This window comes from Mesorhizobium sp. M0800, assembly GCF_040320095.1.
GTDB lineage: Bacteria > Pseudomonadota > Alphaproteobacteria > Rhizobiales > Rhizobiaceae > Mesorhizobium.
In genome coordinates this window covers 25,546-38,724 of the sequence record NZ_JAMYOZ010000027.1, presented here as the reverse complement: position 1 = coordinate 38,724, position 13,179 = coordinate 25,546, and the positions used below count along the sequence as shown (strand labels likewise).

At 62.8% G+C, this 13,179-nt stretch carries 10 protein-coding genes; 6 read left to right on the top strand and 4 right to left on the bottom strand.

Going from position 1 to position 13,179, the window contains the following annotated elements; all coding sequences use genetic code 11:
* Positions 1-60 precede the first annotated feature (60 nt).
* The gene (gene glmS, locus NKI18_RS25330; RefSeq protein WP_352455656.1) at positions 61-1,884 is read right to left on the bottom strand and encodes a glutamine--fructose-6-phosphate transaminase (isomerizing); all 1,824 of its coding nucleotides are present in this window, start codon (positions 1,882-1,884) and stop codon (positions 61-63) included.
* A gap of 227 nt (positions 1,885-2,111) precedes the next feature.
* Here glmS and NKI18_RS25325 point away from each other — a divergent pair, with 227 nt between their 5' ends.
* The gene (locus tag NKI18_RS25325) at positions 2,112-2,465 is read left to right on the top strand and encodes an ADP-ribosylation/crystallin J1 (protein ID WP_352594486.1); all 354 of its coding nucleotides are present in this window, start codon (positions 2,112-2,114) and stop codon (positions 2,463-2,465) included.
* Position 2,466: 1 nt separating this feature from the next.
* On the opposite strand, the gene glmU is transcribed toward NKI18_RS25325, so the two are convergent.
* Together glmU and NKI18_RS25315 are read right to left on the bottom strand one after the other, a co-directional pair.
* Positions 2,467-3,828, bottom strand: coding sequence for a bifunctional UDP-N-acetylglucosamine diphosphorylase/glucosamine-1-phosphate N-acetyltransferase GlmU (gene glmU, locus NKI18_RS25320; RefSeq protein WP_352619850.1), 1,362 nt, complete (start codon positions 3,826-3,828; stop codon positions 2,467-2,469).
* A gap of 130 nt (positions 3,829-3,958) precedes the next feature.
* Positions 3,959-4,906 (bottom strand): AraC family transcriptional regulator, encoded by a 948-nt coding sequence (locus tag NKI18_RS25315; RefSeq protein ID WP_352619851.1) that lies wholly within the window; start codon positions 4,904-4,906, stop codon positions 3,959-3,961.
* 129 nt (positions 4,907-5,035) lie between these two features.
* Here NKI18_RS25315 and NKI18_RS25310 point away from each other — a divergent pair, with 129 nt between their 5' ends.
* On the top strand, positions 5,036-5,941 hold the full coding sequence (locus NKI18_RS25310; RefSeq protein ID WP_352619852.1) for an SDR family oxidoreductase: 906 nt from the start codon (positions 5,036-5,038) through the stop codon (positions 5,939-5,941).
* A 53-nt stretch (positions 5,942-5,994) separates the two neighbouring features.
* Here NKI18_RS25310 and NKI18_RS25305 read toward each other — a convergent pair whose 3' ends face one another.
* Positions 5,995-6,741: a cytochrome c biogenesis CcdA family protein gene (locus NKI18_RS25305; protein ID WP_352619853.1), complete on the bottom strand. Its 747-nt coding sequence runs from the start codon at positions 6,739-6,741 to the stop codon at positions 5,995-5,997.
* A gap of 187 nt (positions 6,742-6,928) precedes the next feature.
* Here NKI18_RS25305 and NKI18_RS25300 point away from each other — a divergent pair, with 187 nt between their 5' ends.
* From NKI18_RS25300 to NKI18_RS25285, 4 genes are all read left to right on the top strand, one after another.
* Positions 6,929-7,306, top strand: coding sequence for a COG4315 family predicted lipoprotein (locus NKI18_RS25300; RefSeq protein WP_352619854.1), 378 nt, complete (start codon positions 6,929-6,931; stop codon positions 7,304-7,306).
* 446 nt (positions 7,307-7,752) lie between these two features.
* A complete protein-coding gene (topA, locus tag NKI18_RS25295; protein ID WP_352619855.1) occupies positions 7,753-10,353 on the top strand; it encodes a type I DNA topoisomerase in 2,601 nt (866 codons plus the stop codon).
* Positions 10,354-10,359: 6 nt separating this feature from the next.
* Complete coding sequence (rnr, locus tag NKI18_RS25290) at positions 10,360-12,666, top strand: ribonuclease R (protein ID WP_502900745.1); 2,307 nt, start codon at positions 10,360-10,362, stop codon at positions 12,664-12,666.
* Positions 12,666-13,118, top strand: a complete 453-nt coding sequence (locus NKI18_RS25285; protein WP_352619856.1) for a DUF983 domain-containing protein — start codon at positions 12,666-12,668, stop codon at positions 13,116-13,118. The genes rnr and NKI18_RS25285 overlap by 1 nt, the downstream gene beginning before the upstream one ends.
* Positions 13,119-13,179 lie beyond the last annotated feature (61 nt).

Here is a 13,179-nt window from a genome sequence, read left to right as displayed (position 1 = left end):
TGCAGCGCGACACTACTGAACCCCAAGGCGCTTTGGAATGGCGAAGTTTTTAAACGAGACCTATTCCACCGTTACCGATTTCGCCAGGTTGCGAGGCTGGTCGACATCCGTGCCCATGAACACGGCGGTGAAATAGGCGAGCATCTGGATCGGCAGCGCGTAGATGATCGGCGAGATGATTTCCGGCACGTCCGGCAAAACGATCGTCTCCATCGTCTTCACCGTAGCGTGTGCGGCGCCCTTGCTGTCGGTGATCAGGATGATCTTGCCGCCGCGTGCCGCGACCTCCTGCATGTTCGACACGGTCTTTTCGAAGATGCGGTCATGCGGCGCGATGACGATGACGGGCATGTTCTCGTCGATCAGCGCGATCGGGCCGTGTTTCAACTCGCCGGCAGCATAGCCTTCGGCATGGATGTAGGAGATCTCCTTGAGCTTCAGCGCACCTTCCATGGCCAGCGGAAAATTGGTGTCACGGCCGAGATAAAGCACATTCTTGTAGTGCGAGAGGTCGCGCGCGACCTTTTCGATCTGCCCGTCGAGCTTTAGCACCTGGTTCGCATAACGCGGCGCTTCCGACAGCTCGCGTATCAGCGTTTTCTCCTGCTCCTGCGAAATCGTTCCGCGCGCCACGCCCGCCCGCACCGCCAGCGAGGCCAGCACGGAAAGCTGGCAGGTGAACGCCTTGGTCGAAGCGACGCCGATCTCCGGGCCGGCCAACGTCGGCAGGATGACGTCGGATTCGCGCGCCATGGTCGATTCGCGCACATTGACGACCGCGCCGATCTTCATGCCGGCCTTGCGGCAGTAGCGCAGCGACGCCAGCGTGTCGGCGGTTTCACCCGATTGCGAGATGAAGAAAGCGGCATCGTTCTTCGACAGCGGCATCTCGCGGTAGCGGAACTCCGAAGCGACATCGATGTCGACCGGCAGCCGCGCATAGCGCTCGAACCAGTATTTGCTGATCAGCCCGGCGAGATAGGCGGTGCCGCAGGCCGAGATCGCCAGCCGGTCGATCTTGGCGAAATCGAACGGCAGGTCGAGCGGCTTCGAGACGCCGCTGACGAAATCAACATAATGCGCCAGCGTGTGCGAGATCACTTCCGGCTGCTCATGGATTTCCTTTTCCATGAAATGGCGGCGGTTGCCTTTGTCGACCATGAAGCTCGTGCTGAGCGACTGTTGGCGTTTGCGGTCGACCTTGTTGCCGCCCATGTCGAAGATATCGACCTCGTTGCGGCGCACCACCGCCCAGTCGCCGTCTTCCAGATAGGTGATCGAATTGGTGAAAGGGGCAAGCGCAATGGCGTCGGAGCCAAGGAACATCTGGCCGTCGCCATGACCGACCGCGAGCGGCGGGCCATTGCGCGCGCCGACGATCAGATCCTCGTCGCCCTTGAACATGATGGCGAGCGCAAAGGCGCCTTCCAGCCGCTTCAGTGCCTTGTGCGCCGCCTCAACCGGCTTCAGCCCCTTGGCCAGTTCGCGCGCCACCAGATGAGCGACGACTTCGGTATCGGTCTGCGAGGCGAAACTGTAGCCGTCGCGCATCAGCTCGTCGCGCAATTCGGCGAAATTCTCGATGATCCCGTTATGGACGATGGCGACGCCGTCGGAAAAATGCGGATGCGCATTGCTCTCGTTCGGAACGCCATGTGTGGCCCAGCGCGTGTGGCCGATGCCGATCATGCCGTCGAGCGGTTCGTCCTTCAGCCGGCGCTCGAGATTGACCAGCTTGCCCTCGGCACGGCGGCGGTCAAGCCTGCCGTGCTCGATCGTGGCGACGCCGGCCGAGTCATAGCCGCGATATTCGAGCCTTTTCAGCGCATCGACGATAAGCGGCGCGACCGGCGAGTTACCGACAATTCCAACGATACCGCACATGGCGCTTGCCCCCGATTCCGACCTCAAACCCGGCGCTATTTAGAGACTGCCGGGCTGTCGCGAAAAATCACATTCCATTTCGTCCGGTATCAGCCGGACTATCCTGCACAGATGCACCATGACAGGGCGCACTTGCAATCCGGTTACTGCAATTGCTCAGTTTCTCCGCTTATGTATCCTATCTCGCCTCAACGGCTCCAGAAATCAGTCAAAGACATGATGCGGCTATGAACGAACGAATTGACACGGTGACGCTTTGGCGTCCGGTCGGCCCCCGCGAATTGGAGTTGATCCAGAAGGCAGGGATGCGCGCCTTTCCTCCTCGACTTGCCGATCAGCCGATCTTCTATCCGGTCACCAGCGAGGCCTATGCCACCCAGATCGCCCGAGACTGGAATGTGCCCGCGAGCGGATCAGGTTTCGTGACGCGTTTCGAGGTGCGTCGCAGCTTTCTGGACCGTTACAGCGTCCAGCATGCCGGCAGCCGGGCGCATCTGGAATACTGGATCCCGGCCGAAGACCTGTCGGCCTTCAACGATGCAATCGTTGGCGAAATCCAGCTTGTCGCCGAGTTCCGCTAGTCTACCCTTTTTTGCGGGCCGCCGCGGCCTGAGAAAAACGCTCTCGCAACTCCTTGCCCTTGCCGGGTAGAGTCCGCTGGCGGGCGCGGCCGAAGGCCAGCGCATCGTCGGGTACGCTTTCGGTGATGACGCTGCCCGAGGCGATGTAGCCGCCCTTGCCGATCGACACCGGCGCCACCAGCGAGGAGTTTGAGCCGATGAAGGCACCTTCGCCGATATCGGTGAAGAATTTCGAATAGCCGTCATAATTGCAGGTGATGGTGCCGGCGCCGATATTGGCACCGGCGCCGATGCGGGCATCGCCGATATAGGTCAGATGGTTGACCTTCGCGCCCTCCTCGACGATCGCCTGCTTGACCTCGCAGAAATTGCCGACCTTGGCCTTGGTTCTCAGATCGGCCCCGGGCCGCAGCCGCGCGAACGGCCCGACATCGCAATTCGACGCGATGGTGGCGCCTTCGATATGGCTGAAGGCATGGATCTTGGCCCCCGTCGCGATTTTCACGCCCGGCCCGAACCAGACATTGGATTCGACGATCGTATCGGCGCCGATCTCGGTGTCGTGCGAGAAGAACACAGTTTCGGGCGCAATCAGCGTAACGCCAGAAAGCATCGCCTCGCGCCGCCGGCGCGCCTGCCAGATACCTTCCGCCTGGGCAAGCTCGGCACGGTTGTTGATGCCGAGCGCGTTCTCGAAACTTGCTTCGGAGGCGACCACATCAAACCCCTGCGCAGCGGCGATCTCGACGATGTCGGTGAGATAATACTCGTCCTTGGCGTTCTTGCTGCCGACTTGATCGAGCAGCTTCAGCGCGTGCCTGCCGGCGACCGCCATCAGCCCGCCATTGCAGAAGGTGATTTTCTTCTCCTCGTCCGAGCAGTCCTTCTCCTCGCGGATGGCCACGAGCTTGCCGGCCTTTTCGATAAGCCGGCCGTAGCCCGAAGGATTTTCCGTACGGAAGCCGACCACGACGACGGCCGCACCTTCCGCCAGCTTCAGCCGCGCCGCCGCGAGCGCTTCCGGATCGATCAACGGCGTGTCGCCAAACATCACCAAGATGTCGTCATAACCTTTTGATATTGCTGCGCGTGCGGCAAGCACGGCGTGCGCGGTGCCGAGACGTTTTTCCTGAACGAAAGCCTCGGCCTTCGGCGCAAACTTGAGTGCGGCCTTGCGCATCTCATCGGCGCCATGGCCGATCACCAGCGCCAACTCGCCGCTGCCGGCGGCTTCGGCCGCCTTGACGACATGGGCAACCATCGGCAGGCCGGCGATTGTGTGGAGCACTTTCGGCACTGCACTCTTCATGCGCGTGCCTTCGCCGGCGGCGAGGATGATGGACAGGCAGGATCTCTGGCTCATGGGGACAGCAACCGTTGAAAGGGGTCTGGAATCGAAGCGTTAGTAGCACCGGCGCCATGCTGCACCAATGCGGTTAAATTCCGGTGAGACGGTGGAACCTCCAACCCGCGACACGCTCAAGCCGATCGGCTCACGCGGCTTCCGCCTCGTTGCGTGATGCGAAACTGGAGGCTCGGCCACGGCCGTATTGCCGTGGCGAACAGTTCATGACCCGCTTGAAGGCGGTGCTGAAGGCGCTTTCGGATTCGTAGCCGAGCGAAAGCGCTATGACGGCGACGGGATCGCTGGAATTCGTCAGCCGGTCGCCGGCCAGCAGCATTCGCCAGCGCGTCAAATAGTCCATCGGCGACGCGCCAACCGTCTCCTTGAATCTGAGCGCAAAGGTCGATCGCGACATGCCGGCCCGTTCCGCCAGTTCCTGTAACGTCCAGCCATGCGCCGGATCGTCATGCATGGCGCTGATCGCCGCGCCGATCTGTTTGTCCGCGAGGGCAAAGAGCCAGCCGATGCCACCTTTCAATCCTTCCGAAAGATGCAGCCGCAGCGCCTGAACCAGCATCATGTGGGCGAGGTGCTGGATCATCAGAAAGCCGCCCGGCTGCGGCTCGCGCAGCTCCTGCATCATCCGCTCCACCGACCAGCGCAGCGCCGACTGGTCCGACTCTTTGCGGATATGCACAATGGCTGGCAGCATCCGCAACAGGATGCCGGCATGATTGCCGCCAAGCGCGAAGCGGCTGCTGACCAGAAAGAAATCACCACCGCCATTGTGGGTCACGACACCGCCGGCTCGCGCAGGCGGAAAAATCTTGACGGCTTCAACAGGCGTCAAGCTCATGTCGCTTGCAAGGCGGAAAGGCCGTCCACTCGGCAGCAGGAAGCAGTCTCCCGTCTCAAGGCGCACTGCGTCAGCAACGCCCTCCACAGATAGCCAGCACCGGCCGGAGACCACCGCTCCGGTCTTGATGCTTTGCTGCTGGTCGGGGAACTGGATCGACCATTCACCACCAGCATCGAAACCGGCCGACATATAGTTTCGCGGCTTCAGCAGCGAGAGCACATCTGAAAGGGGATCCACAGGTCATTCCGGACGATTGCGAAGGTAATACGGACTTTACCGCATAGATCGTATTTTCTCAAGCGCCTATCACGACATAACTGAGCCGCGAAAATGGTCGTGGTCAGAAACGAACAAGGAGAAGTCGTGATGCGTGTTTTCGTTACCGGAGCGACCGGATTCGTCGGTTCTGCCGTCGTTCAAGAACTCATCGGCGCCGGCCATCAGGTGCTCGGCCTCGCCCGCTCGGCGGCGTCGGCCAAGTCGCTTGCAGCCACCGGAGCCGAGGTGCATCGAGGTGACCTCGAAGACCTCGAAAGCCTCAGCAGGGGCGCAGCGGCAGCTGATGGAGTGATCCATACCGGCTTCAACCACGACTTCTCGAAATTCGCGCAAAAATGCGAGATGGACCGGCGCGCCATCGAGGCCTTGGGCGGTGCACTCGAAGGCTCCGAGCGGCCCCTGCTCGTCACCTCCGGAACCGCGCTCCAGGCGCGGGGCCGTATCGCGACCGAGGAAGATGCGCCTGTCCCCTCTTCCGCTTTGTATCCCCGCGCCTCCGAAGCGACAGCCGCCGCGCTGGCGGCACGCGGCGTGCGCGCGTCGGTTGTGCGCCTTCCTCCGTCGGTCCATGGCCAAGGCGACCACGCCTTCGTTCCTATTCTCATCGACCTCGCTCGCAAGAAGGGCGTGTCGGCCTATATCGGCGAAGGGCTCAATCGCTGGCCTGCCGTGCATCGGTTCGATGCCGCTCGCGTTTACCGGCTTGCGCTCGAGCATGGAGCCGATGGCGGGCGATATCACGCGATCGCCGAAGAAGGCGTGCCGTTCAAGGACATCGCCGGCGTGATCGGCCGGCGCCTGAACGTGCCGGTCGTCGCCAAGTCCGCGGAAGAAACCGCCGATCATTTTGGCTGGTTCGCGATGTTCGCGGCGATGGATGTCCCGACCTCGAGCGAGCGGACTCGCGCGCTGCTGGGGTGGGCGCCGAGCGGACCCGGGCTCATCGCCGATATCGACCAGCCGGGCTATTTCGAAGGTGAATGGACCGCGTAGCTGCGGTGCCTTGCGCCGCAGCTACGGCCTCGCGCTTCGGCCGGGCGGCAAACCTATCCCAATTGCCCCAGCACCGGGAAAGTCTCGAGCAGCCAGTACGATACCGCCTGCACGCCGCCAGTCAGGAAAAACACGCCGGCCACGACCAGCAGCGCGCCGATGGCCTTTTCGACGCGGCCGAGATGGACGCGGAATTTCCCGAGAAAGCGCATGAAGGCGCCTGAAAACAGCGCCGCAACGAGGAAGGGAATACCGAGGCCGAGCGAATAGGCGGCAAGCAGCAGCGCGCCCTCGCCCACCGTCTCGCGGCCGCCGGCAAGCGTCAGGATCGGCCCTAGCACCGGGCCGATACAGGGCGTCCAGCCAAAGGCGAAGGCCAGGCCCATTACGTAAGCGGCGATCAGGCTGGCCGGCTTGCCTTGTGACTGGAAGCGCGCCTCGCGTGAAAGCAAAGGGATGCGCAGTACGCCGAGGAAATTCAGGCCCATCAGGATGATCAGCACGCCGGCCGCCATTGCCAGCGGCTCCTGCCAGACTCGCAACAGATGGCCGATGGTCGAGGCGCCGGCGCCGAGCGCGACGAAGACGGTCGAGAAGCCGAGCACGAAGGCGATAGAGGAATTAACCAGCGCACCTCGCGCACCGGCCTTTGCCGTAATGCCGGCCTCGCCGCGGAAATCGTCGACCGACACGCCGGCCATATAACATAGGTACGGTGGCACCAGCGGCAGCACGCAAGGCGACAGGAACGAAATCGCTCCCGCCCCGATCGCGCTGACATAGCCGACGTCCAATGCCATTTCCGTCTCCCGATTACTGCGCAGCCATATAGCCGCGACGGCGGCCGTCCGCCAATCACCATCGCGTGGCCCCACCATATTGGGTAGCAAGTCGACGCCCGCCCGGGAAGAAAGGGCAGCCAGGCAGCGTTGATCAAACGAAGCTGCGTTGTTCCGCGCGCTTTTCGAATGATCCAGGGAGAAGTCCATGAAAACGATCGCAATTGGCACGGCCGCGCTTTTGCTCGGCACTGCCGCATCCTTCGCCGCCGAGGCGTGGAAGGAAGCGGAGGTCGGCGGCACCAAGATCTACACCGACGCCAGCGGCATGACGCTCTACACCTACGACAAGGACGAGGCGGGCAAGTCGAACTGCTACGACAAATGCGCCGCCAATTGGCCGCCGCTGAAGGCTGACGCCAACGCCAAGGCCGAGGGCGAGTGGACGATCGTCGACCGCACCGACGGCACCGGGATGTGGGCCAACGAAGGTAAGCCGCTCTACACGTTCCTCAAGGACAAGAAGGCCGGCGACGTGACCGGCGAGGGTGTCGGCGGCTTCTGGCATATCGCCAAGGCCGACTAGGCCTTGAGCTTCTGATCGGCTGTAACAGGCGGTAACACGGCTGGTCGCTGGGAACTCGACCCAACCGCCCCGGCGGCCAGCTTTTCAGCACGGTACTTCCTTGCGACTGTCCGAGCAAAATGCCGGGCTACCGATTGCGCGCTTCACAGCATCTGTTCAAGCAGGGCTGGCGCGTGCTCGATGTTTCTCTTATATCCGCGGGAGAGTTTGTCCCGTTCTCCAGGATCAATTGCCGGGCTTGTCCAGTGATAGGCTGGCCATTTCCCTTATCCAGGATTGCGGAAAATCGCATGGCACCGTTGGGTTGCGCATTCGGTACAGGGCCGCATTTTGACTGCTTGGCCTTGACCGGATGCAAAAGCGCGGCCATGTGAGCGACACATTGAACGAGATTTCGTCGCGCGCAGCGGAATTCTTCTGCCGCATCACAACTGATATGAGACCGTATGGACGTCGTCGTCGTCGAATCGCCGGCCAAGGCGAAGACAATCAACAAATACCTCGGCAAGAACTACAAGGTTCTGGCCTCGTTCGGCCATGTCCGCGATCTGCCGGCCAAGGATGGCTCGGTGCGTCCGGATGAGGACTTTGCCATGTCCTGGGCCGTCGACACCGCGTCTGGAAAGCGTCTCGCCGATATTGCCAAGGCGGTCAAGGACGCCGACGGGCTGATCCTCGCCACCGATCCGGACCGCGAGGGCGAAGCGATCTCCTGGCATGTCCTGGAAGTGCTGAAGCAAAAGCGCGCGTTGAAGGACAAGCCGGTCAGCCGCGTCGTCTTCAACGCCATCACCAAGGCGTCCGTGTTGGAGGCGATGGCCAATCCGCGCCAGATCGACGCGCCGCTGGTCGATGCCTATCTCGCCCGCCGCGCGCTCGATTATCTGGTCGGCTTCACGCTGTCGCCCGTGCTGTGGCGCAAGCTGCCCGGCGCCCGCTCCGCCGGCCGCGTCCAGTCGGTGGCGCTGCGTCTGGTCTGCGACCGCGAATCCGAGATCGAGCGCTTCATCCGCGAGGAATACTGGCAGGTCGCCGCCATTCTCGGTACGCCGCGCAAGGAAAATTTCGAGGCGCGGCTGACCGCCTTCGAGCGCAAGAAGCTGCAAAAGCTCGACATTTCCAACAAGGCGCAGGCCGACGACATCAAAGCGATGCTCGAAGGCGCCAGCTTCAAGGCGGCGTCTGTCGAAGCGAAGCCGACCAAGCGCAATCCCGGGCCGCCCTTCACCACCTCGACGCTGCAGCAGGCAGCCTCATCGGGTCTCGGCTTTTCGGCCAACCGCACCATGCAGGTGGCGCAGCGGCTCTATGAGGGCATGGAGATCGGCGGTGAGACCACCGGCCTGATCACCTATATGCGGACCGATGGCGTGCAGATGGCACCGGAGGCGATCTCTGCCGCACGCGATGCGATTGCCAAGGAATTCGGCCCTAAATACCTGCCTGAAAAGCCGCGCTACTATTCCGCCAAGGCCAAGAATGCCCAGGAGGCGCACGAAGCGATCCGTCCGACCGATTTCATGCGCACGCCGGCTTCCGTCAAGCAGTATCTCGACGCCGACCAGGCGCGGCTTTACGAGATGATCTGGAAACGCGCCATCGCCAGCCAGATGCAGCCGGCCGAGATCGAGCGCACCACGGTTGAGATCGAGGCAGTCAACGGTTCGCGTTCCGCCGAGCTTCGTGCTGTCGGCTCGGTTGTTCGCTTCGACGGCTTCCTTGCCGCTTACATCGAGCAGAAGGAAGAAGATTCGGAAGATGAGGAAAGCCGCCGCCTGCCTGAGATCCGTGCCGGCGAGCAGCTCACCCGCGAGGCGATCAACGCCACCCAGCACACCACCGAGCCGCCGCCGCGGTATTCGGAAGCTTCGCTGATCAAGAAGCTGGAAGAGTTGGGCATCGGCCGGCCGTCGACTTATACGGCGATCCTGAAGACGCTCGAGGATCGTGACTATGTCACCATCGACAAGCGCAAGCTGGTGCCGCAGGCAAAGGGCCGGCTATTGTCGGCCTTCCTCGAAAGCTTCTTCGAGCGTTATGTCGAGTACGACTTCACCGCTTCGCTGGAGGAAAAGCTCGACGAGATTTCCGACGGCAAGCTCGCATGGAAGGACGTGCTGCGCGATTTCTGGAAGGATTTTTCCGGCGCCGTCGCCGACATCAAGGAGTTGCGCGTCACCGACGTCCTCGATGCATTGAACGAGGAACTGGCGCCGCTGGTCTTTCCCGCGCGGGAAGACGGTTCGAACCCGCGCATCTGTCCGAAATGCGGCACCGGCAACCTGTCGCTGAAGCTCGGCAAGTTCGGCGCCTTCGTTGGCTGTTCGAACTATCCCGAATGCTCCTTCACCCGCCAGCTCGGCGACGCCGCCAATCCCAATGGCGAGAACGGCGGTGGCGAAGACGGCACCAAAGTGCTCGGCAAGGACCCCTATACCGCCGAGGAGATCACGCTGCGCAATGGCCGGTTCGGCCGCTATATCCAGCGCGGCGACGGCAAGGATGCCAAGCGCTCCAGCCTGCCCAAGGGCTGGACTGTCGATTCGATCGATCACGAAAAGGCACTCGCCCTTTTGTCGCTGCCGCGCGACGTCGGCAAGCATCCGGAATCCGGCAAGATGATTTCGGCCGGGCTGGGGCGCTACGGGCCGTTCGTGCTGCATGACGGCACCTACGCCAATCTCGACAGCATCGAGGACGTGTTCTCGATCGGCCTCAATCGCGCCGTCTCCGTGATCGCCGAGAAGCAATTGAAGGGTAAAGGCGGCCGCAATGGCGGCACAGCCGCTGCGCTCAAGGAACTTGGCGAGCATCCTGCCGGCGGCGGCAAGATCGTCGTGCGCGACGGCAAATACGGGCCTTATGTGAATTTCGGCAAGGTCAATGCGACGCTGCCGAAGGGCAAGGATCCGCAATCGGTGACGATCGAGGATGCGGTGGCGCTCATTGCGGAAAAGGAAGCCAAGGGCGGCAATGGCGCCAGGAAGCCCTTCCGCAAAGCGGCCGCGCCTGCAAAGAAATCGGCTGCGGCCAGGAAAAAGGGATAGGACGGGTTGGCGCGCAAAGTCTCCGGAAGAAGCCACGGCGATCTGCGCACCGCCGATACCCGTGCCAAGGTCAGGGACAATTACCGGCCTTCACGCGACGAGATACTGCGTTACATCGCCGAAAATCCGGACCGCGCCGGAAAACGCGACATCGCCAAGGCGTTTGCGCTGCGCGGCGAAGACCGCATCTGGCTGAAGGACGTCTTGCGCGACCTGCAGGATGAAGGCCTGCTGACCAAGGAGCGCAAGCGGCTTGCCCGTGTCGGCGCCCTGCCCCACGTCGCGGTGCTCGACATCTTCGGCCGTGACGCCGACGGTGTGCTGCTGGCGCACCCGACCGAAGCGATCGGCAATGGCGAACCTCCGGTCATAGCGATCCGCATGTCGCGCGGCGGCAATGGCCCGACGCCGGGCATCGGCGACCGCGTACTGGCCAAGACCTTTCCGACCGACGATCCGGCAGGCCCGGCCTATACCGGCCGGGTGATGAAGATATTCGAGAAGCGCCCCGATGCGGTTCTCGGCGTTTTCCGTGTGCTGAAGGACGGCACGTTCCGCATCGAGCCGGTGGAAAGGCGCCAGCCGGAGCTGGTCGTCGACAAGGAATTCCAGAACGGCGCCAAGAACGGCGATCTGGTCGAGGTCGAGCCGGCGCGGGCCTCGCGCTACGGGCTGCCGCGAGCCAAGGTTCTGGCGGTGTTGGGGTCGCTGACCAGCGAAAAGGCGGTCTCGATGATCGCCATCCACGCACACGACATTCCACATATTTTTCCCACCGACGTCATCGCCGAGGCGGAGGCGGTCAAGCCGGCGACGCTTGCCGGCCGCGAGGATTGGCGCGAGCTGCCGCTGCTCACCATCGATCCGGCCGACGCCAAGGATCATGATGACGCGGTGTTCGCCATGCCCGACACCGACGAGAAGAACGCCGGCGGCGTGGTTGTCACCGTCGCCATTGCGGATGTCGCTGCATACGTGCGCTATGCCACGGCGCTCGATCGCGAAGCGCTGAAGCGCGGCAATTCGGTTTATTTCCCCGACCGCGTCGTGCCGATGCTGCCGGAGCGCATCTCGAACGACCTCTGTTCACTGCGCGAAGGCCAGGATCGTCCGGCGATAGCGGTGCGGATGACTTTCTCGGCCGATGGCCACAAACTCAGACACTCCTTCCATCGCGTCATGATGACGTCGGCGGCGAAACTCGCCTATCAGCAGGCGCAAGCGGCGATCGACGGCGCACCGGATGACACGACTGGCCGGATCCTCGATACGGTGCTGAAGCCGCTATGGGACGCCTACGCGATCCTGAAGCGCGGCCGCGACACGCGCCAGCCGCTTGAGCTCGATCTCCCCGAGCGCAAGATCCTGCTCAAGCAGGACGGCACCGTCGACAAGGTCGTCGTGCCGGAGCGGCTCGACGCGCACAAGCTGATCGAAGAGTTCATGATCCAGGCCAATGTCGCCGCCGCCGAGACACTCGAGGCGAAGCGCCAGGCGCTGGTCTACCGCATCCACGATGCGCCCTCGCTCGCCAAGCAGGAATCGCTGCGTGAATTCCTGCAGACGCTCGGCCTGTCGCTGGCGCGCGACGCGCAAATGCGGCCGAACCAGTTCAACGGCATCCTCGCTCGCGTGCGCGGCGCCGACAATGAGGGGCTGGTCAACGAAGTGGTGCTGCGCTCGCAGAGCCAGGCCGAATATTCGCCCGCCAATATCGGCCATTTCGGCCTCAACCTGAAGCGCTACGCGCATTTCACCTCGCCGATCCGCAGATATGCCGACCTCATCGTGCATCGCGGGCTGATTGCCGCACTCGGCCTTGGTCCGGGGGGCCTGACGCAGGACGAGGCGGAGCGGCTGGAAGAGGTCTCGGCGCTGATTTCGGCGACCGAGCGGCGCGCGATGGCCGCCGAGCGCGACACGGTCGACCGGCTGATCGCCGCCTATCTCGCCGAGCGCATCGACGACCGTTTCGACGCCCGCATCTCGGGCGTCACCAAATCGGGCCTGTTTGTCCAATTGCCGCAGTATGGCGCGGATGGCTTCATTCCGGTTTCAACCCTGGGCGGCGACTACTATATATACGACGAAACTGCTCGATCGCTTTTCGGAGAACGCACCGGCAAGGGCTATCAGCTTGCTGATCGCGTCGAGGTTCGCCTGATCGAGGTGGCGCCGATGGCCGGCGCGATGCGTTTCGAGATGCTGACCGAGCCAAAGCCGCTGCCCGGCTCCAAACGGTCGTTCCACAAGGCCAAAGGCCGCGCCCGGGCGTCGCAATCGCGTCCAGGCTCCCGCGGCAGGAGACGGTAATGCCAACAGAACTGCAGGTGGAAGAACGGATTTTCGGCGGCGAACATCACTCGGGCCGGACCGCCAGGCCGCTATGGACGGCAATGAAGCGCTGTATGCTCGGCCGCTGCCCGCATTGCGGCGAGGGCAAGCTGTTTCGCGCCTTCGTCAAGACCGTCGACAAATGCGATCATTGCGGCGAGGAGCTTCACCACCAACGCGCCGACGACCTGCCGGCCTATCTTGTGGTGGTCATTGTCGGCCACATCGTGCTCGGCGCCTTCATGGGTGTCGAGGCAACCTCGACGCTGTCGACCTGGCAGCACATCGCCATCTGGGTGCCATTGACCATCATTCTCGCCGTCGTCCTGCTGCAGCCGGTCAAGGGCGCTGTCATCGGCCTGCAATGGGCGTTTTATATGCACGGCTTTGGCGGTGAAGAAGATCTGATCGAGTCGCATCCCGAGGCTTGAAACCGAGACTGGCGCAATCGGCATGGCTGGACGCCACTTTCGCATCGGAGAAGATTCCGCT

Bases quoted from the DNA above. Each gene is read 5' to 3' on its own strand.
- glmU (WP_352619850.1), bottom strand. From the start codon at position 3,828: ATGAGCCAGAGATCCTGCCTGTCCATCATCCTCGCCGCCGGCGAAGGC.
- NKI18_RS25325 (WP_352594486.1), top strand. From the start codon at position 2,112: ATGAACGAACGAATTGACACGGTGACGCTTTGGCGTCCGGTCGGCCCC.
- topA (WP_352619855.1), top strand. From the start codon at position 7,753: ATGGACGTCGTCGTCGTCGAATCGCCGGCCAAGGCGAAGACAATCAAC.
- NKI18_RS25285 (WP_352619856.1), top strand. From the start codon at position 12,666: ATGCCAACAGAACTGCAGGTGGAAGAACGGATTTTCGGCGGCGAACAT.
- NKI18_RS25305 (WP_352619853.1), bottom strand. From the start codon at position 6,741: ATGGCATTGGACGTCGGCTATGTCAGCGCGATCGGGGCGGGAGCGATT.
- NKI18_RS25310 (WP_352619852.1), top strand. From the start codon at position 5,036: ATGCGTGTTTTCGTTACCGGAGCGACCGGATTCGTCGGTTCTGCCGTC.
- NKI18_RS25300 (WP_352619854.1), top strand. From the start codon at position 6,929: ATGAAAACGATCGCAATTGGCACGGCCGCGCTTTTGCTCGGCACTGCC.
- glmS (WP_352455656.1), bottom strand. From the start codon at position 1,884: ATGTGCGGTATCGTTGGAATTGTCGGTAACTCGCCGGTCGCGCCGCTT.